Origin of the sequence: Burkholderia pseudomultivorans (assembly GCF_902499075.1) — a bacterium.
Taxonomy (GTDB): Bacteria; Pseudomonadota; Gammaproteobacteria; order Burkholderiales; family Burkholderiaceae; genus Burkholderia; species Burkholderia pseudomultivorans.
The window spans coordinates 103224-129974 of record NZ_CABVPP010000010.1 but is presented as its reverse complement, the minus strand read 5'-3'; the positions used below and the strand labels follow the sequence as shown (position 1 = coordinate 129974).

General features: G+C 68.3%; 27 protein-coding genes and 2 tRNA genes. 13 read left to right on the top strand and 16 right to left on the bottom strand.

All coding sequences use genetic code 11. The annotated features are described in order from the left end of the window. Positions 1-103 precede the first annotated feature (103 nt). The 7 genes from acpP to BST28156_RS10220 form a co-directional block, all read right to left on the bottom strand. Positions 104-343 (bottom strand): acyl carrier protein, encoded by a 240-nt coding sequence (gene acpP / locus BST28156_RS10250; RefSeq protein ID WP_004197638.1) that lies wholly within the window; start codon positions 341-343, stop codon positions 104-106. A 144-nt stretch (positions 344-487) separates the two neighbouring features. Continuing rightward, positions 488-1237, bottom strand: a complete 750-nt coding sequence (gene fabG, locus BST28156_RS10245) for a 3-oxoacyl-ACP reductase FabG (RefSeq protein WP_009692228.1) — start codon at positions 1235-1237, stop codon at positions 488-490. Positions 1238-1273: 36 nt separating this feature from the next. Further along, positions 1274-2206 (bottom strand): ACP S-malonyltransferase, encoded by a 933-nt coding sequence (gene fabD / locus BST28156_RS10240; RefSeq protein WP_060241482.1) that lies wholly within the window; start codon positions 2204-2206, stop codon positions 1274-1276. Between the two features lie 81 nt (positions 2207-2287). Continuing rightward, positions 2288-3277, bottom strand: a complete 990-nt coding sequence (locus BST28156_RS10235; protein WP_060241480.1) for a beta-ketoacyl-ACP synthase III — start codon at positions 3275-3277, stop codon at positions 2288-2290. Continuing rightward, a complete protein-coding gene (gene plsX / locus BST28156_RS10230) occupies positions 3278-4384 on the bottom strand; it encodes a phosphate acyltransferase PlsX (RefSeq protein WP_060241478.1) in 1107 nt (368 codons plus the stop codon). Between the two features lie 129 nt (positions 4385-4513). Continuing rightward, positions 4514-4693, bottom strand: a complete 180-nt coding sequence (gene rpmF, locus BST28156_RS10225) for a 50S ribosomal protein L32 (protein ID WP_006051932.1) — start codon at positions 4691-4693, stop codon at positions 4514-4516. A 98-nt stretch (positions 4694-4791) separates the two neighbouring features. Beyond that, on the bottom strand, positions 4792-5427 hold the full coding sequence (locus BST28156_RS10220) for a DUF177 domain-containing protein (protein WP_174902128.1): 636 nt from the start codon (positions 5425-5427) through the stop codon (positions 4792-4794). 194 nt (positions 5428-5621) lie between these two features. Here BST28156_RS10220 and BST28156_RS10215 point away from each other — a divergent pair, with 194 nt between their 5' ends. Then, positions 5622-6251, top strand: a complete 630-nt coding sequence (locus tag BST28156_RS10215; RefSeq protein ID WP_060241474.1) for a Maf-like protein — start codon at positions 5622-5624, stop codon at positions 6249-6251. Beyond that, entirely contained in the window at positions 6248-6970 is a 723-nt protein-coding gene (locus BST28156_RS10210) for an SAM-dependent methyltransferase (protein WP_040126946.1), read from the top strand. The genes BST28156_RS10215 and BST28156_RS10210 overlap by 4 nt, the downstream gene beginning before the upstream one ends. Positions 6971-7048: 78 nt before the next feature. Here the strand turns inward: BST28156_RS10210 and BST28156_RS10205 are convergent, their stop codons facing one another. From BST28156_RS10205 to BST28156_RS10190, 4 genes are read right to left on the bottom strand one after another with little or no spacing between them, the layout of a single operon-like run. Continuing rightward, entirely contained in the window at positions 7049-8041 is a 993-nt protein-coding gene (locus tag BST28156_RS10205) for a S49 family peptidase (protein WP_174902127.1), read from the bottom strand. A 12-nt stretch (positions 8042-8053) separates the two neighbouring features. Beyond that, a complete protein-coding gene (locus BST28156_RS10200; protein WP_060241470.1) occupies positions 8054-8452 on the bottom strand; it encodes a Rieske (2Fe-2S) protein in 399 nt (132 codons plus the stop codon). After that, entirely contained in the window at positions 8449-9108 is a 660-nt protein-coding gene (locus tag BST28156_RS10195) for an HAD-IA family hydrolase (RefSeq protein ID WP_040126943.1), read from the bottom strand. Before BST28156_RS10195 ends, BST28156_RS10200 begins: the two co-directional genes overlap by 4 nt. A gap of 5 nt (positions 9109-9113) precedes the next feature. Further along, positions 9114-10118, bottom strand: coding sequence for an RluA family pseudouridine synthase (locus BST28156_RS10190; protein WP_060241468.1), 1005 nt, complete (start codon positions 10116-10118; stop codon positions 9114-9116). Positions 10119-10840: 722 nt separating this feature from the next. On the opposite strand from BST28156_RS10190, the gene BST28156_RS10185 reads away from it, so the two are divergent. From BST28156_RS10185 to BST28156_RS10160, 6 genes are all read left to right on the top strand, one after another. Next, positions 10841-14008 carry an Rne/Rng family ribonuclease gene (locus tag BST28156_RS10185; RefSeq protein ID WP_174902126.1) on the top strand — a complete coding sequence of 1056 codons (3168 nt, stop codon included), beginning with the start codon at positions 10841-10843 and terminating at the stop codon, positions 14006-14008. A 134-nt stretch (positions 14009-14142) separates the two neighbouring features. Beyond that, positions 14143-15252, top strand: coding sequence for a GTP 3',8-cyclase MoaA (gene moaA, locus BST28156_RS10180; RefSeq protein ID WP_174902125.1), 1110 nt, complete (start codon positions 14143-14145; stop codon positions 15250-15252). A gap of 19 nt (positions 15253-15271) precedes the next feature. Then, positions 15272-15889, top strand: a complete 618-nt coding sequence (gene mobA, locus BST28156_RS10175) for a molybdenum cofactor guanylyltransferase MobA (protein WP_174902124.1) — start codon at positions 15272-15274, stop codon at positions 15887-15889. Between the two features lie 111 nt (positions 15890-16000). Next, a complete protein-coding gene (gene moeA / locus BST28156_RS10170; protein WP_174902123.1) occupies positions 16001-17299 on the top strand; it encodes a molybdopterin molybdotransferase MoeA in 1299 nt (432 codons plus the stop codon). A gap of 39 nt (positions 17300-17338) precedes the next feature. Continuing rightward, a complete protein-coding gene (locus tag BST28156_RS10165) occupies positions 17339-17614 on the top strand; it encodes a hypothetical protein (protein ID WP_006401288.1) in 276 nt (91 codons plus the stop codon). Beyond that, a complete protein-coding gene (locus BST28156_RS10160) occupies positions 17611-18096 on the top strand; it encodes a GNAT family N-acetyltransferase (RefSeq protein WP_174902122.1) in 486 nt (161 codons plus the stop codon). The genes BST28156_RS10165 and BST28156_RS10160 overlap by 4 nt, the downstream gene beginning before the upstream one ends. Before the next feature lie 137 nt (positions 18097-18233). On the opposite strand, the gene BST28156_RS10155 is transcribed toward BST28156_RS10160, so the two are convergent. From BST28156_RS10155 to pncB, 5 genes are all read right to left on the bottom strand, one after another. After that, entirely contained in the window at positions 18234-19721 is a 1488-nt protein-coding gene (locus tag BST28156_RS10155) for a DNA recombination protein RmuC (RefSeq protein ID WP_174902121.1), read from the bottom strand. Continuing rightward, positions 19718-20707 carry a 2-hydroxyacid dehydrogenase gene (locus tag BST28156_RS10150; protein WP_060242171.1) on the bottom strand — a complete coding sequence of 330 codons (990 nt, stop codon included), beginning with the start codon at positions 20705-20707 and terminating at the stop codon, positions 19718-19720. Before BST28156_RS10150 ends, BST28156_RS10155 begins: the two co-directional genes overlap by 4 nt. Before the next feature lie 80 nt (positions 20708-20787). Continuing rightward, a complete protein-coding gene (locus tag BST28156_RS10145) occupies positions 20788-22218 on the bottom strand; it encodes a sodium:proton antiporter (RefSeq protein ID WP_174902120.1) in 1431 nt (476 codons plus the stop codon). A gap of 49 nt (positions 22219-22267) precedes the next feature. Beyond that, complete coding sequence (locus BST28156_RS10140) at positions 22268-22930, bottom strand: LutC/YkgG family protein (protein WP_174902119.1); 663 nt, start codon at positions 22928-22930, stop codon at positions 22268-22270. A gap of 88 nt (positions 22931-23018) precedes the next feature. After that, the gene (gene pncB / locus BST28156_RS10135) at positions 23019-24218 is read right to left on the bottom strand and encodes a nicotinate phosphoribosyltransferase (RefSeq protein WP_009688971.1); all 1200 of its coding nucleotides are present in this window, start codon (positions 24216-24218) and stop codon (positions 23019-23021) included. A gap of 308 nt (positions 24219-24526) precedes the next feature. Between pncB and fdxA the strand changes: the two genes are divergently transcribed. From fdxA to BST28156_RS10110, 5 genes are all read left to right on the top strand, one after another. Continuing rightward, positions 24527-24850, top strand: coding sequence for a ferredoxin FdxA (fdxA, locus tag BST28156_RS10130; protein ID WP_009688972.1), 324 nt, complete (start codon positions 24527-24529; stop codon positions 24848-24850). Between the two features lie 103 nt (positions 24851-24953). Next, positions 24954-25029, top strand: a tRNA-Asn gene (locus BST28156_RS10125). 70 nt (positions 25030-25099) lie between these two features. Further along, a tRNA-Asn gene (locus BST28156_RS10120) sits at positions 25100-25175 on the top strand. Positions 25176-25286: 111 nt separating this feature from the next. Beyond that, positions 25287-25769: a CreA family protein gene (locus tag BST28156_RS10115; RefSeq protein ID WP_060241458.1), complete on the top strand. Its 483-nt coding sequence runs from the start codon at positions 25287-25289 to the stop codon at positions 25767-25769. A 55-nt stretch (positions 25770-25824) separates the two neighbouring features. Then, the gene (locus BST28156_RS10110) at positions 25825-26727 is read left to right on the top strand and encodes an AraC family transcriptional regulator (protein WP_174902118.1); all 903 of its coding nucleotides are present in this window, start codon (positions 25825-25827) and stop codon (positions 26725-26727) included. Positions 26728-26751: the final 24 nt, after the last annotated feature.

The following is a 26751-nucleotide window of genomic DNA, read 5'->3' as shown; positions in this document are numbered from 1 at the left end:
GCCCTGCGAGCCCTGTGGCTGTTAGCCCGTCCGGCGCGAATGCCGGCAGGATGGCGCGTCAAACGCGAAAATCGCGGCGACGTGGCAGACAAGCGCGGTGCGCTTACGCCTTGACGTTCGCGCGAGCGTAGTCGATCGCTTGCTGAACCGTCGTGATCTTCTCCGCTTCCTCGTCCGGAATTTCCATGCCGAACTCGTCTTCGAGAGCCATCACCAGTTCGACGGTGTCGAGCGAGTCGGCGCCCAGGTCGTTCACGAACGAAGCTTCGTTCTTGATCTCGGCTTCCGCGACGCCCAGTTGTTCGGCGACGATCTTCTTGACACGTTGTTCGATGTTGTCCATTACCCCTCCGAGGGAAAGTTCAGTTTTACAAGTGCGCGCATTTTATCAGGTTTGCTGACGGCAAAACGCGCGTTGGCCTGATGGTCGATCAAGCGCCGACCCGCCTGAAAAACGGGGCACGGCGCGGATGGTAAACGAAAATCCTTACGACATGTACATGCCGCCGTTCACGTGCAGCGTCGTGCCGGTAATGTAACCGGCCTGCGGCGATGCGAGGAACGCGACGGCATGGGCGATGTCCTCCGGGCTGCCGAGGCGGCCGAGCGGAATCTGGGTCTTGAGCGCGGCCTGCTGTTCTTCCGGCAGCGTCTTCGTCATGTCGGTATCGATGAAGCCCGGCGCCACGCAGTTCACGGTGATCCCGCGGCTGCCGATCTCGCGCGCGAGCGCGCGCGTCATGCCCGCGACGCCGGCCTTCGCGGCCGCGTAGTTCGCCTGGCCCGGGTTGCCGGCCGAGCCGACCACCGACGTGATGTTGATGATGCGGCCGCCGCGCGCCTTCATCATCGGGCGCAGCACCGCGCGCGACAGGCGGAACACCGACTTCAGGTTGGTGTCGATCACCGCGTCCCAGTCCTCGTCCTTCATCCGCATCGCGAGCTGGTCCTGCGTGATGCCGGCGTTGTTGACGAGCACGTGCAGCGCGCCGAACTCCTTCACGGTCGCGTCGATCAGCGCTTCGGCCGCCGCCGCGTCGTTGACGTTCAGCACCGCGCCGCGGCCCGTCACGCCCGCTTCCGCGAACGCCGCGGTGATCGCGGCCGCGCCCGACTCGCTCGTCGCCGTGCCGATTACCGTCGCGCCCGCGCGCGCCAGTTCGAGCGCGATCGCCCGGCCGATGCCGCGCGATGCGCCGGTCACGATCGCAACCTGTTTATCGAGAGTCTTTTCCATGAATCGAATATCCGTCTCTGGTGGAACGGCGCCGCGTTACGCGGTCGCCAGCTTGAGCGCTTCGTCGAGCGACGCCGGGTCGAACACCGACGCGCCCGTCAGGTTGCCGTCGATACGCTTCGTCAGGCCGGCCAGCACCTTGCCCGGACCGCACTCGATCACGTGCGTGACGCCCGTGCCCGCGATGTGCTGTACGCATTCGACCCAGCGCACCGGGCCTGCGGCCTGGCGCACCAGCGCATCCTTGATCGCGGCCGGATCGCTGACCACCGCGACGTCGATATTGTTGACCACCGGAATCTGCGGCGCCTTCACGTCGACGCTGGCGAGATAGTCGCGCAGCTGGTCCGACGCCGGCTTCAGCAGCGACGAATGGAACGGCGCCGACACCGGCAGCGGCAGCGCGCGCTTCGCGCCCTTCGCCTTCGCGACTTCGCAGGCCTTCTCGACGGCCGCCTTCGCGCCCGCGATCACGACCTGCGCCGGCGCGTTGAAGTTGACCGCCTCCACGACGCCTTCGCTCGACGCTTCCGCGCAGACCGCGCGCACCGTGTCGTCGTCGAGGCCGAGGATCGCGGCCATGCCGCCCTGGCCGACCGGCACGGCCGTCTGCATTGCCTGCGCGCGGAACCGCACGAGCGGCACCGCGTCCCGGAACGCGATCGCGCCGGCGGCGACGAGCGCCGTGTATTCGCCGAGGCTGTGGCCCGCGACGATCGACGGCGCCGGGCCGCCGGCCTGCTGCCACGCGCGGTAGCACGCATACGCGGCCGTCAGCATCACGGGCTGGGTGTTGGTGGTGAGATTCAGTTCTTCGGCCGGACCTTCGGCGATCAGCTTGCCGAGATCCTGGTTGAGCGCATCGGACGCTTCCTGGAGCGTCTCGCGCACCACGGCCAGATCGGCGAATGCGTTGAGCATGCCGACCGACTGCGAGCCCTGCCCCGGAAAAACGAATGCAAATTTCATATCGTCCCCAATTGAATCGGTTCGAACGGCGCGCGCGAACGGCGCGCCGCGTGGGAGTGCGCGCGCGACGCGCGCGGCGGATCAGTAGCGGAAGACCGATGCGCCCCAGGTAAAGCCGCCGCCAACGCCTTCGATCAGCACGTGCTGGCCGCGCTGGATGCGGCCGTCGCGCACCGCCGCGTCGAAGGCGAGCGGGATCGACGCAGCCGACGTGTTGCCGTGCTCGCCGACCGTCACGACCATGCGCTCCTGCGGCAGGCCGAGCTTGCGGCAGGTGCTGGTCATGATGCGGATGTTGGCCTGGTGCGGGATCAGCCAGTCGATCTGCTCGGGCGCGAGATTCGCCTTTGCGAGCGCCTCGATCGCGACCTTCTCCAGCACGTTGACCGCGAGCTTGAACACGGCCTGCCCGTCCATGTGCAGGAAGGCGCTGCCTTCGATCACGCCGCGGTTCACGTTGCCCGGCGTGCACAGGATGTGCGAATAGCTGCCGTCCGCGTGCAGCGCGCTGCCGAGCACGCCCGGCTCTTCCGACGCGGACAGGATCACCGCGCCCGCGCCGTCGCCGAACAGCACGCAGGTCGTGCGGTCCTTGAAGTCGAGAATCCGCGAGAACGTCTCGGCGCCGATCACGAGCGCCGTGCGGTGCTGGCCGCTGCGGATGAAGCTGTCGGCCGTCGCCATCGCGTACGCGAAACCCGAGCACACGGCCTGCACGTCGAATGCCGCGCCGCCGTTCTTGATGCCGAGCTTGTTCTGCAGCAGGCACGCGGTGCTCGGGAACACGAAATCGGGGGTCGAAGTCGCGACGATGATCAGGTCGATCGACTGCGGATCGATGCCGGCGGCCTCGATCGCGCGGCGCGACGCCTCGAGCGCCAGATCGCTCGTCGTGACGTCCGGTGCGGCGAAATGGCGCGCATGGATGCCGGTGCGCGCGACGATCCATTCATCGCTGGTCTCGATGCCTTCCTGCGCGAGACGATCGGTGAGCTGCTGGTTCGTGACACGGTCGGGCGGCAGGTAGCTGCCCGTGCCGAGCACGCGGGAATAGAGAGTCGATTGGGCCATTTATGCTTTAGAGGATTGCGCAGCGGAAGGTTCGGCGTGATGGCCTGCGGCCGGGCTCGTCTGGCCCGCGCCGCCCGCGTCGTGCTCGCCGTCGCCGAGCGACGCCGAATTGTCCGCCATCGCGCGCGCGAGGCGCTCCAGCACGCCGTTTTTGACGGCATCATACCCGCGTTTGATTGCCCACTCAAACGCGTAGGCATCGGCGGAACCGTGGCTCTTGATCACGAGGCTCCTGAGCCCGAGCAGCGCCGCGCCATTGTACTGGCGGTGATCGACGCGCTTCTTGAAACGCATCAATACCGGCAGCGCGAGCAGCGCCATCAGCTTCGACAGCAGCGAGCGGCCGAACTCCTCGCGGATGATGTCGGACAGCATCTGCGCGAGCCCTTCGGACGTCTTCAGCGCGACGTTGCCGACGAAGCCGTCGCAGACGATCACGTCGACCGTGCCCTTGTAGATGTCGTTGCCTTCGACGTTGCCGCGGAAATTCAGCGTGCTCGCGCGCAGCAGCTCGCCGGCGCGCTTGATCGTCTCGTTGCCCTTGATGACCTCTTCGCCGATGTTGAGCAGACCGATTGTCGGCCGCTCCTTGCCCTCGAGCGCCGCCACGAGCGCATGCCCCATCTCCGCGAACTGCAGCAGGTGCTGCGGCTCGCAGTCGACGTTCGCGCCGAGGTCCAGCATCATCGTGTAGCCGGTCGGGTTCGGCAGCGCGAACGCGATCGCGGGCCGCTCGATGCCGGGCAGCGTCTTGAGTACGTAACGGGAAACGGCCATCAGCGCGCCGGTGTTGCCGGCGGAGATACAGGCCTGGGCCGCGCCGTCCTTCACATGGTTCAGCGCGACGCGCATCGAAGAATCCTTCTTCTTGCGCAGCGCGACTTCGACAGGATCGTCCATCGCCACGACTTCGGTGGCGGGCACGATGGTCAGCGCGGGATCGTCGAGGGCCTTCAGCTTCTTGAGCTGGGCGCGAATCGCGCCTTCGATGCCGACGAGCATCAGGTGCGCATCGGGATGCGCACGAACGAACTTGACTGCCGCGGGAACGGTCACGGACGGGCCGTGGTCGCCTCCCATGCAATCGATTGTGAGCTTTACTGTCATGGAATGCGACGAATTTCAGGCACAAAAAAGCGGCAGTTGAATGCCGCCTTTTTGTTGCGCCAGGAAAGTGTCAAGCGAACCACTTGTCACGCGAACGAGCATCGTAGCGCGCAACGCGTGACTTGACGCTTAGTCGTTCTTCGTCTTGACGACTTTCTTGCCGCGGTAGTAGCCGTTCGGGCTGACGTGGTGACGCAGGTGCACTTCACCCGTGCTCGGCTCGACTGCCAGCGGCGCTGCCGTCAGGAAATCGTGCGAACGGTGCATGCCGCGCTTCGACGGCGACTTCTTGTTTTGCTGGACTGCCATGACTAACTCCTAAAAATTTTCCGGATTCTAACACAGCCCGATCCGGCGCTTGACTACCCTGGCCCCACGGCCCTTACGCCTTCCCGCGCCACAACTGCTTAGTGTTTCTTGCTGCCGTCCCCGTCCTTCTTCAACGCTTCCAGCGCTGCGAACGGATTCGGCCGTTTGCCTTCGTCCCCGGTTTCGCCGGATTCTTCATCCGACTCCTCCGTGGGACCGCTCGCACCCGACACGAGGCTTTCGTGAACCGCCGGGCAAACCTCGTGCTTGGGCACGAGCGGCAGCGAAAGCAGCAACTCCTCCTCGATCAAGTCGACGAGATCGAACTGGCGCGAGCCCACGATCACATCGGCTTCATCGTCGTCGAGCGGAAATTCTTCAGCTTCTTCTTCGGTTGCAACGATCCGGTACACCATGTCGACGTCGAACGCCTGATCGTACGGGGCCATGCAGCGCTGGCACGTGAGCCATGCGTGGCCGTGCAGCGCGAGGCGCAAATACGGCTGCTGCCCTTCGGTGCCGTCGTCCTGCAACTCCTTCTGGGTGAACCCTTCCGCCTGCCAGGTGAAGACCGTGTCGCGATCGGGCGCGTCGGCCGGCACTTCGTTCAACATGCGCGGCAGTTGCGAAAGGTGCACCGCGCCGGCGGCCTGCCGCCCGCTGCGAGCAAACTCGAACAGGTCGACCGCGTGCGGATCGAGCGATGCCGCAGGTTTGCCAGAAGAAGTGTTCATGTGCGCTCCTGCTTCAGGGTGACATCCGGATCCGGCCTGGCGCCGCATACTTCCGAAGACTCGGCAGGCGCTTCAACAGAGCCTGCCGATGAAAAGCGGGAAAGCATACCCGTTTTACCTTTTTCAGTCAATCACTTAAGCTTGCGTCCGCGCAACCCCGCGCAAGCCCCGACGACTCACCGATCCAACCGACCATGCCGGATACCGTTTGCCGCCCGCCGCGGCTGATTCTCGCCTCCAGTTCCCGCTACCGCCGCGCGCTGCTCGAGCGCCTCGCCGTACCGTTCGACGTCGTGTCGCCCGACCTCGACGAAACCCCGCTCGACGGCGAAACGCCCGCCGCGACCGCGCTGCGCCTGGCCGGCGCGAAGGCGCGCGCCGTCGCCGCGACGATCGACGCGCCGGACGGCGTGCTCGTGATCGGGTCGGATCAGGTGGCGACCTTCGACGGGCTGCAGATCGGCAAGCCCGGCACGCACGAACGCGCGCTCGCGCAGCTCGTGTCGATGCAGGGCCGCGAGGTCGAATTCCATAGCGCGCTGTGCCTGTACGACAGCCGTACCGACGAAGCGCAGACCGAGGACGTCGTCACGCGCGTGCGCTTTCGCGCGCTGCCCGAAGCCGAACTCGACGCGTACCTGCGCGCCGAAACCCCGTACGACGTCGCCGGCAGCGCGAAGTCCGAAGGACTCGGCATCGCGCTGCTCGACGCGATCGACTCGGACGACCCGACCGCGCTGGTCGGCCTGCCGCTGATCGCGCTCACGCGGATGCTGCGCGCCGCGGGCTATCCGCTGTTTGCCGCCCCGGGAGCACGCGCATGACGGCCGGCACGCTCTACCTCGTCCCGAACACGCTCGGCGAAGGCGACGACGCGATGCTCGCCGCCGTGCTGCCCGCGGCCGTGCAGGCGCGCGCCGGCACGCTCGGCTACTACATCGGCGAAAACGCGAAGACGACCCGCGCGTTTCTGAAGAAGATCGGCACGACGCGGCCGATCCAGGAGATCGAAATCCGCGAGCTGAACGTGAACACGCCGGCCGGCGAGATCGACCGGCTGCTCGCGCCGGTGCTGGCCGGCGCGGACGCGGGACTGGTGTCGGAGGCCGGCTGCCCGGCCGTCGCCGATCCCGGCGCGCTGCTGGTGCGCCGCGCGCACGAGCGCGGCGTGAAGGTCGTGCCGCTGGTCGGGCCGAGCTCGATCCTGCTCGCGCTGATGGCATCGGGCCTGAACGGCCAGAGCTTCGCGTTCAACGGCTACCTGCCGGTCGACGCGGCCGCGCGCGCGAAGCGCCTGCGCGAGCTGGAACAGTTGTCGCGCAAGGCGCGCCAGACGCAGATCTTCATCGAGACGCCGTACCGGAATCAGGCGATGCTCGACACGCTCGTCGCGACCTGTGCGCCGTCGACGCAGATCTGCGTCGCGGCCGACCTGACGCTGGCGACCGAGACGATCGCGAGCCGTACGGCGGCGGAATGGAAAAAGGCGCCTGCGCCGAACCTGCACAAGCGCCCTGCAATCTTCCTGCTGCTCGCGAACTGACGGCGGGACCGGTCCGCGGCACGGGTTGCGCGCCCGTGCGCCGCGGTGCCGGCAGTCAGCCGGCAGCCGTCCAGCCGCTCAACGCAGCTGGACCGACGCGCCGGCCGCCGTCAGCGCCTTCATCGCGGCCCCGCCGACCGCCGCGCCGAACTTGCGCGCGACGCGATTCGTCAGGCTTTCCTTCACCGTATAGTCGACGAGGTCCGGCGCCTTCAGCACGTCGCGCGCAACCGTGTCGGTCGTGCCGTAGCCGTCTGCCAGGCCGAGCTCGACGCTCTTCTCGCCGGTCCAGAACAGGCCCGAGAACATGTCCGGCGTTTCGTGCAGCCGCTTGCCGCGGCCGTCCTTCACCGCCTTGATGAACTGCGCGTGGACCTGGTCGAGCAGTTCCTGCGCGTGCGCATCCATCTTCGGCGTCTCCGGCGAGAACGGATCGTAGAAGCCCTTGTTCTCGCCCGACGTGTGCAGCCGGCGCTCGACGCCGAGCTTGTTCATCAGGCCCGTGAAGCCGAAACCGTCCATCAGCACGCCGATCGAGCCGACGATGCTCGCCTTGTCGACGAAGATCTTGTCGGCCGCGGACGCGATGTAATAGCCGCCCGACGCGCACATGTCGGTCACCACGACATACAGCGGCTTGTCCGGATACTTCGCGCGCAGCCGCTTGATCTCGTCGTACACCATGCCCGCCTGCACCGGGCTGCCGCCCGGGCTGTTGATCCGCAGCACGACGCCGGCCGTGCCGTCGTCGTCGAACGCGGCGTCGAGTGCGGTATTGATGTCGTCGGCGTTCGCGTTGGTGCCCGCCGCGATTTCGCCGTCGATCGTCACGAGCGCCGTATGGCGCCCGCTCGACGAGAACTTCGCGTCGCTCGAGAAATCGATCAGCGCAAACGCGAGCAGCACGAATACGGCAAGGAACGCGAAGCGGAAGAAGATCTTCCAGCGCCGCGCCGCGCGCTGCTCCTTGACGGCCGCCAGCGCAACGCGTTCGAGCACCGCGCGCTCCCAGTTCGGCTCGCGGCTGTCGGGGCGGGAAGAGGACTCAGGAAAATTCGGTTGGTCGGCCATGCGCAGTCGTAATCAGTCGTTCGTGGCGGGACGCAGGTCGGCGTCGGGCAGCCAGAATACCGCACGCCCGTCAGGCGTGTCGCGCTCGTCGACGTCGACCGGCCGCAGGCGGCCGCCGCGGCACGGGCCGCCGACGCACTTGCCGGTATTCGGCTCGTAGATCGCGCCGTGCGTCGCGCACATCAGGTAGAGCCCCGACGACTCGAAGAACTGCCCTTCGGCCCAGTCGAGCTCCATCGGCACGTGCGCGCAGCGGTTCAGGTAGCCGTATGCGCGGCCGTCGTAGCGGACGAAGAACACGACGGCCTGCTCGCCGCGCAGCGTCGCGTCGACCCGCACGCCGGCGCCGCCGTCGACCAGCGCGTCGGACGCGCACACGCGCACGGCATCCGCGTCGGACACCGCGCTCATGCGTGCTCCCGCAGCCATTCGGCCAGCGCGTTGACGTCCGGCGCGACGAAGCGCGGCGTCAGCGCGGCCAGCGCGTCGGCCGTATGCGCGCCGTACGCGACGCCGATGCCGGCCGCCCCGGCGCTCGCGGCCATCTGCAGGTCGTGCGTCGTGTCGCCGATCATCACGGTCCGCTTCAGGTCCTGCCCCAATTCGCGGGACAACTCCTGCAGCATCGCCGGATGCGGCTTCGAGAAGGTCTCGTCGGCGCAGCGCGTCGCGTCGAACAGGCTCGTCAGCTTCGACTGGTCGAGCACGCGGTTCAGGCCGACGCGCCCCTTGCCGGTCGCGACCGCGAGCAGATAACCGGTATCGCGCAGCTCCGCGAGCAGTTCGCGCACGCCGGCGAACAGCTCGATGCGCTGATCGTCCAGCAGATAGTGATAGCGGTAGCGCTCGGCCAGCCGCGGGTAGTCGGACGGATCGAGGGTCGGAGCGGTAATCTGCAACGCATCGCGCAGGCCGAGGCCGATCACGTAGCGGGCCGATTCGTCGGACGGCCTGGGCAGACCGAGATCGCGGCACGCGGCCTGGATGCTGTACGCGATATGCGCGGTCGAATCCATCAGCGTGCCGTCCCAGTCGAAGACGATCAGATCAAATTGCTGTCGGGCCATGCGGTTCAGGCGGTATCGCGCAATGCGCTGAGTTGATCAAGAAAACGCCGGCACTCGTCCGGCAACGGCGCATCGAACTGCAGCGGCTCGCCGGTGAGCGGATGGGCGAGCCGCAGCCGGTGCGCATGCAGGAACATGCGCTTGAGCGACGGCTGCGCGTTCGCGCGGGCCAGCGCCTTGTTCAGCGCGAAATCGCCATACTTGGCGTCGCCGGCGATCGGCAGGCCGAGATGCGCGAGGTGCACGCGAATCTGATGGGTCCGACCCGTTTTGAGTTCCGCTTCGACGAGCGCATAGTCGGGCCAGCGCTCGATCAGGTTGAACACGGTATGCGACGCGAGCCCGTCGTCCTGCACGCGCACGCGGCGCTCGCCTTCGGCAGTCGTGTACTTGAACAGCGGCGCCTTCACCGCGCGGCGACGGCCCCAGTCCGGCTGCCATTCGCCGTGCGCGCACGCGTAATAGCGCTTGTCCATCCGGTTTTCGCGGATCTGCTCGTGCAGGCCGACCAGCGCCGAGCGCTTTTTCGCGAGCATCAGCACGCCGGACGTCTCGCGGTCGAGCCGGTGCACGAGTTCGAGGAATTTCGCGCGCGGACGCGCCTGGCGCATCTGCTCGATCACGCCGAACGCAACGCCGCTGCCGCCGTGCACGGCGACGCCGGCCGGCTTGTCGATCACGAGCATCGCGTCGTCTTCGTACAGCACGTCGAAATGCGCGGGCGGCACCACGGGCGCGTCGGCGCGCGCCAGGTCGGCCGCGGCCACGCGCACCGGCGGCACGCGGACGAGATCGCCGAACGCGAGCCGGTACTGCGCGTCGACCCGGCCCTTGTTCACACGCACTTCGCCGCTGCGCAGGATCCGGTAGATATGGCTTTTCGGCACGCCTTTACAGACGCGCAACAGGAAATTGTCGATCCGCTGACCGGCCGCACTTTCGTCGATCTCGATCATCGATACCTGGCCGCTTGCGACCGAATTCTGGGATATTTTGCCTAACTCATTCATACTGAATATAATTTTGCCCAGCCTGACGTTGCGGGCGGCCTGGAGGCCGACCCGACCCAACCGGGCAAGGCGCAAGCGCAAACCGTCATTTTACTTGCGCCGGGGGTCCGCTGCTCGCCCCTTATCAAAGAGAAGCAGCAAGTTGCACGCACGGCGCCGCCCGTCGGCAAGGATCGCGCCCACAGGCGGATTCGGTCGGCAAGGCGCCGCGGTAACGGAAAGTTGGTTGAAAAGAATTTGATTGGCAGCCCGACGGCGCGAAGTGCGTCCGCGCAGGCTGCCGGTTGCGAAAATTACGGCGTTGCGCCCGATTTGGCCCCGCGAAGCGTGCGGGGCTTGGCGACGTCAAACCAAGGAAGTACACCCCAGGCGGGAAAGTCGGGCTGGATTCGATACTCCCCGCTGCGGCCCAAGCCGCAGCATCTGCCGCCCGTCGGCGCGCGCGACGCATTGCGCGCGCCCGTGGCAATGCCGGTCTCAGGCTTAGCGCGCTTTCGCAGCGTGCGGTGTGTGGACGCCGTGCTTTGAAGCCGTGTTCGCAGGTGCCCTTTGGCCGCCGGTCCCGTCGTTCGGGGCCCAAGCGCCTCTTCAGGCAATTCTCCCCGCCATCGTTCCCGCTCCAGCGTGCTCGTGACAACACAACAAGGCGCGGCCTGCCGTCGTCCCCGTCTTCGCGACTGACAACCGCGAAGCGCCGCCGGTAGAGCCGCCTGGAGTCGTTCATGAAACGCATGCTGTTCAATGCGACGCAGCAGGAGGAGCTGCGCGTCGCCATCGTCGACGGGCAAAAGCTCATCGACATCGACATCGAGACAGCCGGGCGCGAACAGCGCAAAGGCAATATCTACAAAGGTGTCATCACCCGCATCGAGCCGTCGCTCGAGGCCTGCTTCGTCAACTACGGCGAAGACCGCCACGGCTTCCTGCCGTTCAAGGAAGTCGCCCGCCAGTACTTCAAGGAAGGCGTCGACATGCGCTCCGCGCGCATCCAGGACGCGCTGCGCGAAGGCCAGGAGCTGATCGTCCAGGTCGAGAAGGAAGAGCGCGGCAACAAGGGCGCGGCCCTCACGACCTTCATCTCGCTCGCCGGCCGCTACCTCGTGCTGATGCCGAACAATCCGCGCGGCGGCGGCGTGTCGCGCCGGATCGAGGGCGACGAGCGCCAGGAACTGCGCGAGACGATGGCCCAACTGCAGATTCCCGACGGCATGAGCATGATCGCCCGCACCGCGGGCATCGGCCGCAGCGCCGAGGAACTGCAGTGGGACCTGAACTACCTGCTGCAACTGTGGCGCGCGATCGAAGCGGCATCGCAAAACGGCCATCCCGGCCAGCCGATGCTGATCTACCTGGAATCGAGCCTCGTGATCCGCGCGATCCGGGACTATTTCCAGCCCGACATCGGCGAAATCCTGATCGACACGACCGAGATCTACGATCAGGCCCGTGCATTCATGGATATCGTGATGCCGGACAATGTCAGCAAGGTGAAGCGCTATCACGACGACGTGCCGCTCTTCTCCCGCTTCCAGATCGAGCACCAGATCGAGACTGCGTACTCGCGCACGGTGCCGCTGCCGTCGGGCGGCGCGATCGTGATCGACCACACCGAAGCGCTCGTCGCGATCGACGTGAACTCGGCCCGCGCGACCAAGGGCGCGGACATCGAGGAAACGGCGACCCGCACCAACCTCGAAGCGGCCGATGAAGTCGCCCGCCAGCTGCGCCTGCGCGATCTCGGCGGCCTGATCGTGATCGATTTCATCGACATGGAATCGGCGAAGAGCCAGCGCGAGGTCGAGCAGCGCCTGAAGGACGCGCTCAAGCACGACCGTGCACGCGTGCAGATGGGCAAAATCTCCCGCTTCGGCCTGATGGAGCTGTCGCGCCAGCGCCTGCGTCCGGCGCTGTCGGAAGGCAGCCACGTGACCTGCCCGCGCTGCAACGGCACGGGCCACATCCGCGACACCGAATCGTCCGCGCTGCAAGTGCTGCGGATCATTCAGGAAGAAGCGATGAAGGAAAACACCGCGGCGATCCACTGCCAGGTGCCGGTCGAGGTGACCGCCTTCCTGCTCAACGAAAAGCGTCAGGAAATCAACAAGATCGAGTCGCGCTTCAAGGTCGGCATCGTGCTGATCCCGAACAAGCACCTCGATACGCCGCACTACAAGCTCGAGCGCCTGCGCCACGACGACGCGCGCCTCGACGATCCGCGCGCGTCCTGGAAGATGGCCGAGGAAGCCGCCCGCGAACTGGAGTCGGAAACCGGCTACAGCAAGCGTGCGGCCGACGTGAAGCCGAAGCAGGAAGCCGCGGTCAAGGGCATCACGCCCGAGCGTCCGGCCCCGAGCCCGGCGCCGCAGCGCACGGCCGAGCCGGTTGCGCCGGCCCCGGTACCCGCCCCCGCCCCGGTGGCGAGCGGCGGCTTCGTCGGCTGGCTGAAGGGCCTGTTCGGCCTGTCGCCGGCTCCGGCGCCCGCGCCGGTCGCACCGGCGCCGGCACCGGCGAAGGAGCAGGCTGCCCGTCCGGCCCGCGGCGAGCGTGCCGAGAAGACCGAGCAGCGCGGTGAGCGCGGCGGCGATCGCAACCGCAACCGCCGTGGCGGCAACGCCCAGCAGGCGCAAGGCGGCCGCGACCAGGCCGCAGCCGGCCGCGGCCAGCCGCAGCGCCAGGAACGCGAAGGCAAGGAAGCGCGCGAGCCGCGTGAACATCGCGAGGGACGCGAAGGTCGGGAGGGCCGTGAAGGCCGCGGCCAGCGCGAAGGTCGCGAGGGTCGCGAGCCGCGTGAAAACCGCGAGCAGCGCGAAGCACGCGAGAATCGTGAACCGCGCGAGCGCGTCGAGCAGCCGGAAGCCGTCGACGCAGCCGGTCGCGGCGAGCGCCAGGAGCGCGGTGAGCGCCGCGAACGCGGCGAGCGCCGCAAGCCGACCCAGCACGCGGCCACGCTCGAGACCGTCAACCGCGGCGAAAGCCATCCGGAACAGGACGAAGCCGACAAGGTCGCGGCAACCGCCCTGCCCGGCGCCGATGCGGCAGCCGACACCGAAGCCGCCGGCGAGGAACGTCGTCGTCGCCGGCGCGGCCGTCGCGGCGGTCGTCGCGAGCGCGAGGACGAAGGCGCAATCGCCGGCGGTGCCGAAGGCGCGGACGGCGAAGCCGCAGCGCAAGCGGTGACGCCGGTTGCCGAACCGGCGCATGCGGCCGCTCCGGCAGCCGTGGCGGCCGTGGCAGCGGCTGGCGCCGTCGTCGCGGAAGCGGTCGGGCAGCACGCCGAACCGGCTGCTCCGGTCGTCGCCGACGCTCAGCCGGCACCGGCCCGCGTCGAGGCAGCACCGGTTGCGGCGGCAGAACCTGCCGTCGTCGAAGCAGCCGAATCGGCACCGGTAGCGCCGGCAGCACCGGAAGCCCCGGCCGTCGTGGCCGAAGCCGGCCCCGCGCCGGTCGCGGTTTCGCCGACCGACGCGTTCGAAGTGCCGGCGGCCGCACCGGAAGCCCCGGCTGCAGTCGAAGCACCGCAGGCCGCACCGGTCGCCGAGCCGGCACCGGTCGTCGCACCCGAAGCCGCACCCGAAGCCGCACCGGCAGCCATCGAGCCGGTTCGCGTCGAAGCGGTGCCGGTCGAGCCCGTCGCGGCCGCCGCCGCACCTGCGCCGGCGCCGGCTCCGGCACCGGCGCCCGCCGCCGCGCCGGCCCACGCTTCGGCAAGCCTCGAGGTCGTGCTCGAGCAGGCCGGCCTCGTGTGGGTGAACACGGACGCCGAGAAGTTCCGCGCGGCGCAGGAAGCCGCGTCGAAACTGCCGCGTCCGGTCCGCGCCCCGCGCGAACGCAAGCCGCTGCCGCCGGTCGATGCGACCCCGATGCAGCAGGTCGAAACGATGCATCGCTAAGCGGCGCATCGCATGACCCGGAAAAGCCCCGCCGCCGGCGGGGCTTTTTCATGTCCGGGGCCTGCGGGTTTCCGCCCCGGGCCTCGACGCGGGCAACCCGCTAAAATAGAAGCTTGGCTCGCACTTCTTTCGACATGTCCCGACGCATCATTCCCCTAGCCGACGTCAGCGGCGTACCCGACGTTTCCGGCGTTGCGCACGCGCCGGACGGCACGCTGGCCGACACGTTCGCCAGGCCGCTGCGCGACCTGCGCATCTCGGTGACGGATCGCTGCAACTTCCGTTGCGTGTACTGCATGCCGCGCGCGGTGTTCGACAAGGACTATCCGTTCCTGCCGCACAGCGCGCTGCTCACGCACGAGGAAATCGAGCGCGTCGCGCGGATCTTCGTCGCGCACGGCGTCGAGAAGATCCGCATCACGGGCGGCGAGCCGCTGCTGCGCAAGAACCTCGAATTCCTGATCGAACGCCTCGCGCGCCTGACGACGCCCGACGGCCGCCCGCTCGACCTGACGCTGACGACCAACGGCTCGCTGCTGGCGCGCAAGGCGCGCGCGCTGAAGGACGCGGGCCTCACGCGCGTGACGGTCAGCCTCGACGCGCTCGACGACACGCTGTTCCGACGCATGAACGACGCCGACTTCGCGAGCGCCGACGTGCTCGACGGGATCTTCGCCGCGCAGGCCGCGGGCCTCGCTCCCATCAAGGTGAACATGGTCGTCAAGCGCGGCACGAACGACGGCGAGATCCTGCCGATGGCCGAGCGCTTTCGCGGCACCGGCGTGATCCTGCGCTTCATCGAATACATGGACGTCGGCACGTCGAACGGCTGGAACATGACCGAGGTGCTGCCGTCTGCGGACGTCGTCGCGCGGATCGCCGAGCATTTCCCGCTCGTGCCGCTCGACGCGCACACGGCGGCCGAGACCGCGCAGCGCTGGGGCTATGCGGACGGCAGCGGCGAGATCGGCGTGATCTCGAGCGTCACGCAGGCGTTCTGCGGCGACTGCACGCGTGCCCGGCTGTCGACCGAAGGCAAGCTGTACCTGTGCCTGTTCGCCTCGGCCGGCCACGACCTGCGCGCGCTCGTGCGCGGCGGCGCGACCGACGCCGAGATCGCGACCGCGATCGCACGCATCTGGCAGGCCCGTACCGACCGCTATTCGCAACTGCGCGGCAGCGCAGCGGCGGACGCGCCCGACGGCGAACGCAAGCGCGTCGAAATGTCCTACATCGGCGGCTGACGCGCGCCGCTCTCGCACGATGACCGCCTCCCGCGCCCCGTCGATCGCCGGCCTGCTGCTCGCCGGCGGCCGCGCGACGCGCATGGACGGCGTCGACAAGGGCCTGCAGCTGCTCGACGAGACACCGCTCGCACTGCATGTGCTGCGCCGGCTCGCGCCGCAGGTCGACGAACTGCTGATCAGCGCGAACCGCCATCCCGACCGCTATGCCGAGCTCGGCGCGCCGTTCGAAGCGCGCGTCGTGCCGGACCAGACGCCCGATTTCCCCGGCCCGCTCGCGGGCCTGCTCGCCGGCATGCGTGCGGCGCGCGCGCCGCTCGTCGCGTGCGCGCCCTGCGATTCGCCGTTCCTGCCCACCGACCTCGTCGCGCGGCTGCGCACAGCGCTCGACGCGCAGCACGCCGACATCGCGATGGCGGTGAGCGTCGATGCGCAGCGCGCGCGCGCGCCGCAGCCGACTTTCGCGCTGCTGCGCACGTCGCTGGCCGACGATCTCGCCGCACGCCTCGCGGCCGGCGACCGCAAGGTGCGTGCGTGGTACGCACGCCACAAGACGGTCGAAGTCGAGTTTCGCGACGAGCGTGCGTTTTACAATGCCAACTCCTGGCAGGAACTGGCCGCGCTTGCCCGTCGCTGACGGCACCGGCACCGTTCCCGCGCGCCGCCCGCCGCTTGCGACCCCGCGCTCACGCGCCCTTCTCGCGCCACCGGCCACGAACCCGATACGCCTTGCGGCGCAGTCCGACTGATGATCACGCAATCCTCGCCCGCCTCCCGCCCCGCTCCCGATTCCGACGCGCCGCTGTCGCTCGCGGACGCGCAGGCGCTCGCGTGCCGCTTCGCGGTGCCGGTCGACGCGTGCGACACGGTGCCGCTGCGCGACGCGCTCGACCGCGTGCTCGCGACCGACGTGAATGCGCCGTTCGACATGCCCGCGTACGACAACTCGGCGATGGACGGCTATGCATTCGACGGCAGCGCCTGCCCGTCCGCACCGACGCAGCACGATATCGTGCTGGCTGTCGCCGGCACCGCGTTCGCCGGCCATCCGTTCGACGGCGCCGTGCCGGCCGGCGCCTGTATCCGCATCATGACGGGTGCGCCGATGCCGGCCGGATGCGACACGGTGATTCCGCAGGAGCGCGTGCGCGTCGACGGCGACGCGATCCGCTTCGCCGCGCACGACGTCGCGCGCGGCGCGAACTGCCGCAAGGCCGGCGAGGATCTCGCGCGCGGCGCCTGCGCGCTCGCCGCGGGCCGCATCCTGCGCCCGTCCGACCTCGGCCTGCTCGCGTCGTTCGGCGTCGCGCACGTCGCGGTGCGCCGCCGCGTGCGCGTCGCCGTATTCTCGACCGGCGACGAATTGCGCGAACCGGGCACCGCGCTCGACCGCGGCACGCTGTACGACAGCAATCGCGGCATGCTGGTCGCGATGCTCGAACGGCTGCACGTCGACGCGATCGATCTCGGCATCGTGCGCGACGATCCGGCCGCGCTCGAAACCGCGCTGCGCGACGCCGTCGCCGCGCAGGCCGACGCGGTGATCACGTCGGGCGGCGTATCGGTCGGCGAAGCCGACTTCACGCGCGACGTGATGGCGCGGCTCGGCGACGTCACATTCGCGAGCCTCGCGCTGCGGCCCGGCCGGCCGCTCGCATGCGGTACGCTCGCGCGCCCGGCCGGCTTGGCGGGCCACGCGCTGTTCTTCGGACTGCCCGGCAACCCGGTCGCCTCCGCCGTGACGTTCTACGCGATCGTGCGCCCCGCGCTGCTGACGCTGGCCGGCGCGCACGTGCCGCCGCCGGCGATGTACACGGCGCTCAGCACGCAGGCGCTGAAAAAGCGCCCGGGCCGCACCGAGTACCTGCGCGGGATCGCGACGCGCACCGCCGACGGCGCCTGGCAGGTCGCGCCGGCCGGCTCGCAAAGCTCCGCGTCGCTGAGCGGGCTGGCGGCCGCCAACTGTTTCATCGTCCTGGGCCACGATACCGCGGCAGTCGACGCGGGCGCCCCGGTCGACATCCTGCCGCTCGACGGCCTGATCTGAATTCAACTATCGGCATCTCTCTACGGGGGCAATCCGCACATGAAGAAACAAATCTCGTCGATCGCCGCGGGGCAGACCGCGAAAGCGCTGATCCTCGTCTATCTGACGTTCAGCGTGCCGATCGTGCTGCTCGGCATCCTGGTCGCTTATGTCCGCTACGGCATGGTCGAGCTGAGCACGATCCTGAGCGCGCTGCTGCTGAATGCGATCCTCGGCTTTGTGCTGCTGTGGATCGCGTGCCATGCGTACAACTGGGTCGCGTCGCGCTTCGGCGGCATCGAAATCGTGCTGTCCGATCCGCCGGAGGAAGCGTGAGCGAGATGCCGCTGATCCGCGCGGCCGAGGCGCGCGACGTCGGCGCGATGCTCGCGCTGATGCGCGAGCTGGCCGAATTCGAGAAGCTCACGCACCTGTTCGTCGCGACCGACACCGATCTCGCCGACGCGCTGTTCGGCACCCATCCCGCCGCCGAAGCGCTGGTGGCCGAGCGCGACGGCGCACTCGTCGCGTACGCGCTGTTCTTCCACAACTATTCGACGTTCGTCGGCCGCCGCGGCCTGTATCTCGAGGATCTGTACGTGCAGCCGTCGCAGCGCGGCACGGGCCTCGGCACCGAGATGCTGAAGCGGCTCGCGGCGCTGGCCGTCGAGCGCCGCTGCGCGCGCTTCGAATGGTCGGTGCTCGACTGGAACCAGCCGGCGATCGAGTTCTACGAGAAGATGGGCGCGACGGTGCTGCCCGAATGGCGCATCGTGCGCGTGACGGGCGACGCACTGGACACGCTCGCCGGACGCTGAACAGCAGGCGCTGCCACGGTCGAGCCGTTCACTCGCCGGGCGCCGCCGCCCTTCGACCTCCCCAAACGAACAGCGCCCGATCGGCGCGAGCCGGTTCGGGCGCGTTCGGCCGGACCGGCCTTCCGTCGCGGCGGGCATCAGGCTTCGTCCGCGTCGGCCCCTTCCGCGCCATCGGCCGCTGCCGCGCCGAGCAAGCCGACCGCCGCGTCGCCCGGCAGCGCCTCGACCTGCTTCAGCTTGCGGTTCATCACGCGCGTGCGCTGCTCGGCCGCCTCGATCGAGCGCGTGACCGTTTCGAGCTGCGACTTGGTGCGCGCGAGCACGTCGCCGAACTTGCCGAACTCCGTCTTCACCGCGCCGAGCACCTGCCACACCTCGCTCGACCGCTTCTCGATCGCGAGCGTGCGGAACCCCATCTGCAGGCTGTTCAGCAGCGCGGTCAGCGTGGTCGGCCCGGCCACCGTCACGCGGTAGTCGCGCTGCAGCAAGTCGGTCAGCCCCGGACGACGCAGGATCTCCGCGTAAAGCCCCTCGGTCGGCAGGAACAACAGCGCGAAATCGGTCGTGTGCGGCGGCGCGACGTACTTCTCGGCGATGGTGCGCGCCTCGAGCCGCACGCGCGCCTCGAGCGCGCGCGCCGCGTCTTCGACCGCCGCCGCATCCGCGCGCTCCTGCGCATCGATCAGCCGCTCGTAATCCTCGCGCGGGAATTTCGCGTCGATCGGCAGCCACACCGGCGCCGCATCGCGCGCGCCGGCGTCGCGGCCCGGCAGCCGGATCGCGAATTCGACGCGCTCGCTGCTCTTCGGCACCGTTGCGACGTTCTTCGCATACTGGTCGGGCGTCAGCATCTGTTCGAGCAGCGCCTCGAGCTGCACTTCGCCCCAGGTGCCGCGCGTCTTCACGTTGGTCAGCACCTTCTTCAGATCGCCGACGCCGGCCGCCAGCGTCTGCATCTCGCCGAGCCCGCGATGCACCTGTTCGAGCCGGTCCGACACGAGCTTGAACGATTCGCCGAGCCGCTGCTCGAGCGTCGCGTGCAGCTTCTCGTCGACGGTGCGGCGCATTTCCTCGAGCTTCGCCGCGTTGTTCGTCTCGATTTCCTTCAGCCGCTGTTCAAGCGTCGCGCGCACCTCGCCGATCCGGCGATCGTTCGCCTCGGTCAGCTGCGTGAGCTGCCGGTTCAGCGTGTCGCCGAACAGCCGCAGCGCGGCCGTCTGCTCCTCGCGCGCCTGCTGCGCGTGACGCTGCACGCTCTCGCGCATCGCGTCGAACTGCTGCGCGTTGCCCGCGACGAGCTTGCCGAGCTGCTGCGCGAAACCCTCGATCTGATTGTTCTGCACGGTCGCGACGCTCGTCAGCTGCGCGGCGAGCGTTTGCTGAAGCTGCGCGAAACTGCCGGCCAGCTCGGTGCGCGAGCCGCGCGCGTTCTCGACGATCTCGCCGCGCAGTTCGCGTTCGAGCCGCTCGACCGCGCGCGCCTGCGCGTGCGCGGCGTCCTCGATCTGGTCGCCGAGCATGGCCGCGTCGTCGTGGCGGCCGCCGCCGCGCACGAGCGCGACGATCGCCACCGCCAGCGCGACGGCCAGCACGACGAGCGCCGCCAGCAACAACGTGATCGTCATGCGCGCGGCTTCCCGATCACGTCAGGGTTGATCGGATTCGGCGGCTGCCCCGCGCGCGGCCCTTCGCCGAGCGCGGCGATCAGGTTGTCGGCCGCGAGGTTCGCCATCGCACGACGCGTCTTCTCGGTCGCGCTCGCGATATGCGGCGTCAGCACGACGTTCGGCACCTCGAGCAGCGCCGGATGCACGCTCGGCTCGCCTTCGTACACGTCGAGGCCGGCCGCGGCGATCGTGCCGTCGCGCAGTGCGGCGGCCAGCGCCGCGTCGTCGACGATCCCGCCGCGCGCGATGTTCGTCAGCGTCGCGGTGGGCTTCATCTTCGCGAGTTCGGCCGCGCCGATCGTGTGATGGTTCTCCTTCGTATACGGCAGCACGAGCACGACGTGATCGGCACGCGCCAGCAGCGCGTCCTTCGACACGTATTCGGCGTTCAGTTCCGCCTCGATCTCCGGCGCCACGCGCGAGCGGTTGTGATAGATCACCTGCATCCCGAAGCCGCGCGCACGGCGCGCGAGCGCCTGGCCGATGCGGCCCATGCCGATCACGCCGAGCGTCGAGCCGTGGATGTCGCTGCCGAGAAAACCGTCGTACGCCCACTTCCGCCAGTGCCCGGCGCGCAGCCAGTGCTCCGATTCGGCGATCCGGCGCGCGGCCGCCATCATCAGCGCCCAGCCGAAATCGGCCGTCGACTCGTTCAGCACGTCGGGCGTGTTGGTGCCGAGCACGTTCGCCGCGTTGAACGCCGCCATGTCGAAGTTGTTGTAGCCGACCGCCATGTTCGACACGACGCGCAACCGCGGCGCCGCCGCGAGCGTCGCCGCGCCGACCGGATCGCCCGCCGTCAGCGCGCCGTCCTTGTCGGCCAGGCGCGCGGCGAGCGCGTCGGGCGCGAGTGCATCGCCATTGTTCCAATCGACGTCGAAATACTGCTCGAGCCGCTCGATCACGTCCGGAAAAATCGGACGTGCGACCAGAATCTTCTGCATCGCCATCTCCGCATGCCGCGGACGGCGCCCGGCGCGCCATGCGCCGTCGGCTCCGCCCGCACGGGTTGAAATTTGTCAGCCTACGCCGTGAAGAAGATCCACGACGTCAGCACGAACACCGGTACCAACACGACGACCGCCCAGCCGAGATACGCGAAAAAGCTCGGCATCTTCACGCCGCGCGACTCCGCGATCGCCTTCACCATGAAGTTCGGCGCATTGCCGATATAGCTGTTCGCGCCCATGAACACCGCGCCGGCGGAAATCGCCGCGAGCGTGGTCGCGCCGGTCGTCATCAGCGTCTGCGCGTCGCCGCCCGCGAGGTTGAAGAACACCAGGTAGGTCGGCGCGTTGTCGAGGAACGACGACAGCAGGCCCGTCGCCCAGAAGTACATCGCGTCGATCGGCCGGCCGTCCGGCCCGGTGACGAGATGGACGATCTGCGCGAACGCGCCGTCCGCGCCCGCGCGCAGGATCACGATCACCGGCGCGATCGTCACGAAGATCCCCGCGAACAGTTTTGCGACTTCCTCGATCGGCGCCCAGTTGAACGCGTTGCCCTCGCGCGCGGAACGCGGCGTCAGCGCGAGCGATGCGAGCGTCACGCCGAGCAGCGCGACGTCGCGCACGAGGTTCTGCAGTGCGACGTGCGTGCCCCACACGTCGAACGCGATGCCCGGCTTCCAGATCCCGCTCATCAGCACGAGGCCGACCACGGCTGCGAGCAGCACGAAGTTGATCTTGCCGTCGATCGACAGCGCGCCGCCGTCCGGCGTCGGATCGAGCGCGGCCGGCCGCTCCTCGCCGCCCTTGCGGTAGAAATACGTGTCGAGCGCGAAGAACAGCGCCAGCAGCACCGCGCAGATGAACAGCATCGGCAGCGCGAGATGAGTGGTCGTCCAGAAGAAGCTCACGCCGTTCAGGAAGCCGAGGAACAGCGGCGGATCGCCGAGCGGCGACAGCGAGCCGCCCGCGTTCGCGACGAGGAAGATGAAGAAGATCACGACATGCACGACGTGCTTGCGGTTGTCGTTCGCGCGCAGCAGCGGCCGGATCAGCAGCATCGCGGCGCCGGTCGTGCCCATCACGCTCGCGAGCAGCGTGCCGAGCGCGAGAATCGCGGTATTGAGCTTCGGCGTGCCGTGCAGGTTGCCGTTCACGCAGATGCCGCCCGCGACCGTGTACAGCGCGGTCAGCAGCACGATGAACGGGATGTATTCCTCGAGCAGCGCATGCACGAGCGTCCCGAACGCGGTGCCCGCGCCGAACGCGAGCGCGAACGGCACCAGGAACGCGACCGCCCATGCCGCGGCGATCTTGCCGAAATGGTGATGCCAGAACACCGGCGCGACGAGCGGGAACAGCGCGATGGACAGCAGGATCCCGGCGAACGGGATGCCCCAGAGTGCGGACAGCGTGGCGCCGTCGAGTGTAGCGGCCGATGCGAGCGCGGGAACCGCGCCAAGCGCGGCCCCCGACGCCATGCCCGCCCACGCGGCATGTCGTTTCATGCAGAGTCTTCCTTGTTGTCGATGAGTGTCGGTGAAGGTGACGCGCGCGTCATGCGCCGCGCACGACGATCGCATGCACGCGATACGGGCCGTGCGCGCCCAGCACGATGGTCTGCTCGATGTCGCCCGTGCGCGACGGGCCGGACACGAAATTGACCGCACGCGGCAATTCGCCGCGTTCCGCGCGAATCAGTGCGAATGCGTCCTCGTGGCCGGCGACGATGCGCGACGCCGGCACGATCGCGATATGCGTTTCCGGCAGCAGCCCCGCGGACGCATAGGTGTCCGGACCGGACAGCAGCACGAGCGAGCCGGTTTCCGCGGTCGCGCAAAAGCAGCCGGTCAGGCCGACGAGATCGCCGTCGGCGGGCTTGCGGCATTCGACCGACAGCCCCGCGGCCGCCCAGTCCAGCTCGGCCAGCGTGCGCCAGGCAATGGCGCGCGTCGGCAGGCCATGCCCGGCCAGATAGCGGGCGACGGCGGCCGGCACGTCGGCGAGCGCCGCGACTTCGTCGACGGTGGTCGCCATGCGGGCCGCCTCCTGCGCGAACGCGGCGACGAGATCGGCCGGCGCGGGCGGACGCGGCCCTTGCGGATGACGGGCGAGGTAGTCGGCGACGCCGTCGCGTTCCGCCGCATCCGGCTCGGCCGCGCGGCCCTGCGCCGCACGGATGCGCGCGAGGATGTTGCGACGGGCAGCGGAAGTGTCCATGAAGCGTCCTCGTGACGTTGGCGTTCGATACCCGCGGATTATACCGGCCGCCCCTTGCGTCACGCACTTCCGGCCGAACGGCCGGCGCCTACTTCGACGCGTCGTCGTCCACCGGCTGCGCGATGCCGAACACCTGGCGCAGGTACGCGAGATACGCCTTGTCGTCGCACATGCTCTTGCCCGGCGAATCAGACAGCTTCGCGACCGGCTGGCCGTTGCAGCGAACCATCTTGATCACGATCTGCAGCGGCACGTAGCCGAGGTCGTTGGTCAGGTTCGTGCCGACGCCGAACGCGAGCTTGCAGCGGCCGCGGAACCGTTCGTACAACTGCAGGACCTTCGGGATGTCGAGCGCGTCCGAGAACACCAGCACCTTGGTGCGCGGGTCGCAGCGGTTCGCCTCGTAATGGCGGATCATCCGCTCGCCCCACTCGAACGGGTCGCCCGAGTCGTGGCGCGCGCCGTCGAACAGCTTGCAGAAATACATGTCGAAGTCGTTCAGGAACGCGTCCATCCCGTAGACGTCCGACAGCGCGATCCCGAGATCGCCGCGGTATTCCTTCGCCCACATCTCGAAGCCGTAGGTCTGCGAATCGCGCAGCCGCGGGCCGAGCGCCTGGCAGGCCTGCAGGTATTCGTGCGCCATCGTGCCGAGCGGCGTGAGCCCGTGCTTCATCGCATAGAACACGTTGCTCGTGCCCGCGAACTGCGGACCGAGCCCGTCGCGCAGCGTCAGCGCGACCTCCTCGTGCCAGACCTTCGAGAAGCGCCGGCGCGTGCCGTAGTCGGCGATCTTGCAGTCGGCGAATTCGGGTTTCGCGCCGAGCAGCTTGATCTTCTCGCGCATCCGTTCGCGGCCTTCCCGATAGTCGGGCGTGCTCTGCGTGTTGCGGAAATAGACTTCGTTGACGATCGCGAGCACCGGAATCTCGAACAGGATCGTGTGCAGCCACGGGCCCTTGATCTCGATGTCGATCTCGCCGTTGCCTTTCGGCGAAGGCGTGATCGAGATGTACTTCTCGTTCAGGTGGAACAGCGCGAGGAAATCGATGAAGTCGCTCTTGATGAAGCGCATCCGCCGCAGGTAGTCGAGTTCGACGTCGGAGAACCGCAGCGCGCACAGCCCGCGCACCTCGTCGCGGATCTCGTCGATGTACGGCACGAGATCGACGCCGGGCGTGCGGCACTTGAAACGGTATTCGACGCTTGCGGCCGGGAAGTGATGCAGGACGACCTGCATCATCGTGAATTTGTAGAGATCCGTGTCGAGCAGCGAAGTGATGATCATGATGACGGCACCGCCAGTAGCGTGACAGGGTCGGCGCACCGCGCGCCGCCCGGCCTGTCGGTCATGTTACCCGAATGCGTGCCCGACCATCGCGAAACCGCCTGCCCCCGTTGCGTCGCGAGCGCGTGCCGCGCGCGGCGCCGGCGGTTCCGGACGCGCTTCCCGGGCGATGTCCCATAAACTAATCACGAAACGGTATAAGCGGGAAAGCCGACCAGCTCATGCGGGTTTTGCGCTTCAGTTACAATGCCGCTTTTGGCGCAAACGCCACCCCATATATACCGACACCGCCAAGCAGGAGCGTTTTAATGACTCACGTTGTGACCGAAGGCTGCATCAAGTGCAAATACACGGATTGCGTGGATGTGTGCCCGGTGGATTGCTTCCGTGAAGGTCCCAACTTTCTCGCCATCGATCCGGACGAGTGCATCGACTGCGCCGTGTGCGTGGCCGAGTGCCCGACCAATGCGATCTATGCCGAAGAAGACGTTCCGGGCGACCAGCAACAGTTCACCGCGCTGAATGCCGAACTGGCGAAGAACTGGCCGTCGATCACGAAGACGAAGCCGGCGCCGGCCGACGCGGACGAGTGGAAGGACGTGCAGGACAAGCTGCACCTGCTCGAACGCTGATCGAACGGCGGGCCTGCAAAAAATTTTGAGCATCCGCGCTCAAAAGTATTGACAGGTTAGCCAACGCTCCATAAAATCTCGTTTCTCTGCTGTTGATGTTTGTTCCCCGATAGCTCAGTCGGTAGAGCGCCGGACTGTTAATCCGTAGGTCCCTGGTTCGAGCCCAGGTCGGGGAGCCAAAAACACCGAGACCCGTTGCAGGCAGACGGGTTTTTTAGTGACGACGCAACTGCAGATATACCGATTTATTCCCCGATAGCTCAGTCGGTAGAGCGCCGGACTGTTAATCCGTAGGTCCCTGGTTCGAGCCCAGGTCGGGGAGCCAGACAGCGAAAGGCCCGTCATTCGACGGGCCTTTTGTTTTTCCGGTGCCGCTCCGCCGTCCGGTGTCGCGCATGCTAGAGTTGCCGTCCCGCATTCGCCTCCGGTTCCGTCGATGAAGCATCGCCTCCTTTCCGCCGCGTCCGCCCTCCTCGTCACCGCCTTCGCCGCCGCGCCGCTCGCGCACGCGGAGGAAGTCGGCAGCGTCAACACCCATTTCCGCGTGACGGGCTCCGACCGCGTGGTCGTCGAAGCGTACGACGACCCGCTCGTGAGCGGCGTGACCTGCTACGTGTCGCGCGCCCGCACAGGCGGCATCAAGGGCACGCTCGGCGTCGCCGAGGATCCGAGCGAAGCATCGATCGCGTGCCGGCAGGTCGGCCCGATCGGCTTCAAGGAACCGCTCAGGCAGCAAACCGATGTGTTCAGCGAGCGCATGTCGTTCATCTTCAAGACGCTGCATGTCGTGCGCGTGGTCGACAAGAAGCGCAACACGCTCGTCTACCTGACCTACAGCGACCGCATCGTCAGCGGCAGCCCGAAAAACTCGGTCACCGCGGTGCCGATGCCGGCCGGCACGACGATTCCGGTCAAGTAAGCCGGGCCGGCGCGCGAGCGATACACTGTCGGTTCGACCGCTCCCGCGCCCGACCATGTCCGCCTCCCGCCTTCGAGACGCCGCCCGCTACTGGCGCACGCCGCTGCTGCCCGACGCGGATCTGCTCACGGCCACCTATCGCGACCATGCGTTCGCGCCGCACTGGCACGACGCATACACGATCCCCGTGATCCTCGAAGGCGCAGAGCGCTACACTTATCGCGGCAACGGCTACGTCGCGGAAACGGGCAGCGTGCCCGTGATCAACCCCGGCGAAGTGCATACGGGTTCGCGCGCGGTCGACGAAGGCTGGTGCTATCGCGTCAGCTATGTGCCGGTCGAGTTCATCCGCGCGCTCACGGACGCGATCGCCGGCCGCCCGCAGGATGCGCCGTGGTTCGCGCCCGGCGTGATCCGCGACGCCGATCTCGCGGCCCGGCTCGCGCTCGCGCACCGGATGATGGAGGCCGGCAGCGAACCGGTGCGGACGTCACACGCGCCTATGGAGTCGACCGGCACCGGGCCGCCGTCCGGCGCGCTGCGCATCTACGATCCGCTCGCCGCCGAAACCGCGATGCTCGACGCGCTGTCGACGCTGATCGTGCGCCATGCGGACGTGCGGCCGCGACCGGCACCGCTCGCGGCCGACGAGCCGCGCGTCGCAGCGATGCGCGAGCGACTCGCCGCCGATCTCGCCGGCGCGGTGACGCTCGCCGACGTCGCGCAGGCGGCCAGATTGTCGCCGTTCCACGCGGCGCGGCTGTTCACGCGTGCGACCGGCATGCCGCCGCACGCGTGGCGCAACCAGCTGCGGCTGCAGCGCGCGCTTGCGCCGCTGCGCGCGGGCGCGCCGGTCGCCGAGGTCGCAGCGGCCAGCGGCTTCGTCGACCAGAGCCATTTCACGCGACACTTCAAGCGCATGTTCGGCGTGCCGCCCGGACGCTGGCAGGCGCGTTGACGCGGTAACGTTGCCGTCGCGACC

Coding starts and splice junctions, on each gene's coding strand:
- BST28156_RS10185 (WP_174902126.1), top strand. CDS start 10,841: ATGAAACGCATGCTGTTCAATGCGACGCAGCAGGAGGAGCTGCGCGTC.
- acpP (WP_004197638.1), bottom strand. CDS start 343: ATGGACAACATCGAACAACGTGTCAAGAAGATCGTCGCCGAACAACTG.
- BST28156_RS10210 (WP_040126946.1), top strand. CDS start 6,248: ATGACGGCCGGCACGCTCTACCTCGTCCCGAACACGCTCGGCGAAGGC.
- plsX (WP_060241478.1), bottom strand. CDS start 4,384: ATGACAGTAAAGCTCACAATCGATTGCATGGGAGGCGACCACGGCCCG.
- BST28156_RS10165 (WP_006401288.1), top strand. CDS start 17,339: ATGAAGAAACAAATCTCGTCGATCGCCGCGGGGCAGACCGCGAAAGCG.
- BST28156_RS10195 (WP_040126943.1), bottom strand. CDS start 9,108: ATGGCCCGACAGCAATTTGATCTGATCGTCTTCGACTGGGACGGCACG.
- rpmF (WP_006051932.1), bottom strand. CDS start 4,693: ATGGCAGTCCAGCAAAACAAGAAGTCGCCGTCGAAGCGCGGCATGCAC.
- BST28156_RS10205 (WP_174902127.1), bottom strand. CDS start 8,041: ATGGCCGACCAACCGAATTTTCCTGAGTCCTCTTCCCGCCCCGACAGC.
- BST28156_RS10155 (WP_174902121.1), bottom strand. CDS start 19,721: ATGACGATCACGTTGTTGCTGGCGGCGCTCGTCGTGCTGGCCGTCGCG.
- BST28156_RS10115 (WP_060241458.1), top strand. CDS start 25,287: ATGAAGCATCGCCTCCTTTCCGCCGCGTCCGCCCTCCTCGTCACCGCC.
- mobA (WP_174902124.1), top strand. CDS start 15,272: ATGACCGCCTCCCGCGCCCCGTCGATCGCCGGCCTGCTGCTCGCCGGC.
- BST28156_RS10220 (WP_174902128.1), bottom strand. CDS start 5,427: ATGAACACTTCTTCTGGCAAACCTGCGGCATCGCTCGATCCGCACGCG.
- BST28156_RS10190 (WP_060241468.1), bottom strand. CDS start 10,118: ATGAATGAGTTAGGCAAAATATCCCAGAATTCGGTCGCAAGCGGCCAG.
- fabD (WP_060241482.1), bottom strand. CDS start 2,206: ATGAAATTTGCATTCGTTTTTCCGGGGCAGGGCTCGCAGTCGGTCGGC.
- BST28156_RS10215 (WP_060241474.1), top strand. CDS start 5,622: ATGCCGGATACCGTTTGCCGCCCGCCGCGGCTGATTCTCGCCTCCAGT.
- BST28156_RS10140 (WP_174902119.1), bottom strand. CDS start 22,930: ATGGACACTTCCGCTGCCCGTCGCAACATCCTCGCGCGCATCCGTGCG.
- moeA (WP_174902123.1), top strand. CDS start 16,001: ATGATCACGCAATCCTCGCCCGCCTCCCGCCCCGCTCCCGATTCCGAC.
- BST28156_RS10145 (WP_174902120.1), bottom strand. CDS start 22,218: ATGAAACGACATGCCGCGTGGGCGGGCATGGCGTCGGGGGCCGCGCTT.
- BST28156_RS10150 (WP_060242171.1), bottom strand. CDS start 20,707: ATGCAGAAGATTCTGGTCGCACGTCCGATTTTTCCGGACGTGATCGAG.
- BST28156_RS10110 (WP_174902118.1), top strand. CDS start 25,825: ATGTCCGCCTCCCGCCTTCGAGACGCCGCCCGCTACTGGCGCACGCCG.
- BST28156_RS10200 (WP_060241470.1), bottom strand. CDS start 8,452: ATGAGCGCGGTGTCCGACGCGGATGCCGTGCGCGTGTGCGCGTCCGAC.
- moaA (WP_174902125.1), top strand. CDS start 14,143: ATGTCCCGACGCATCATTCCCCTAGCCGACGTCAGCGGCGTACCCGAC.
- fabG (WP_009692228.1), bottom strand. CDS start 1,237: ATGGAAAAGACTCTCGATAAACAGGTTGCGATCGTGACCGGCGCATCG.
- fdxA (WP_009688972.1), top strand. CDS start 24,527: ATGACTCACGTTGTGACCGAAGGCTGCATCAAGTGCAAATACACGGAT.
- pncB (WP_009688971.1), bottom strand. CDS start 24,218: ATGATCATCACTTCGCTGCTCGACACGGATCTCTACAAATTCACGATG.
- BST28156_RS10235 (WP_060241480.1), bottom strand. CDS start 3,277: ATGGCCCAATCGACTCTCTATTCCCGCGTGCTCGGCACGGGCAGCTAC.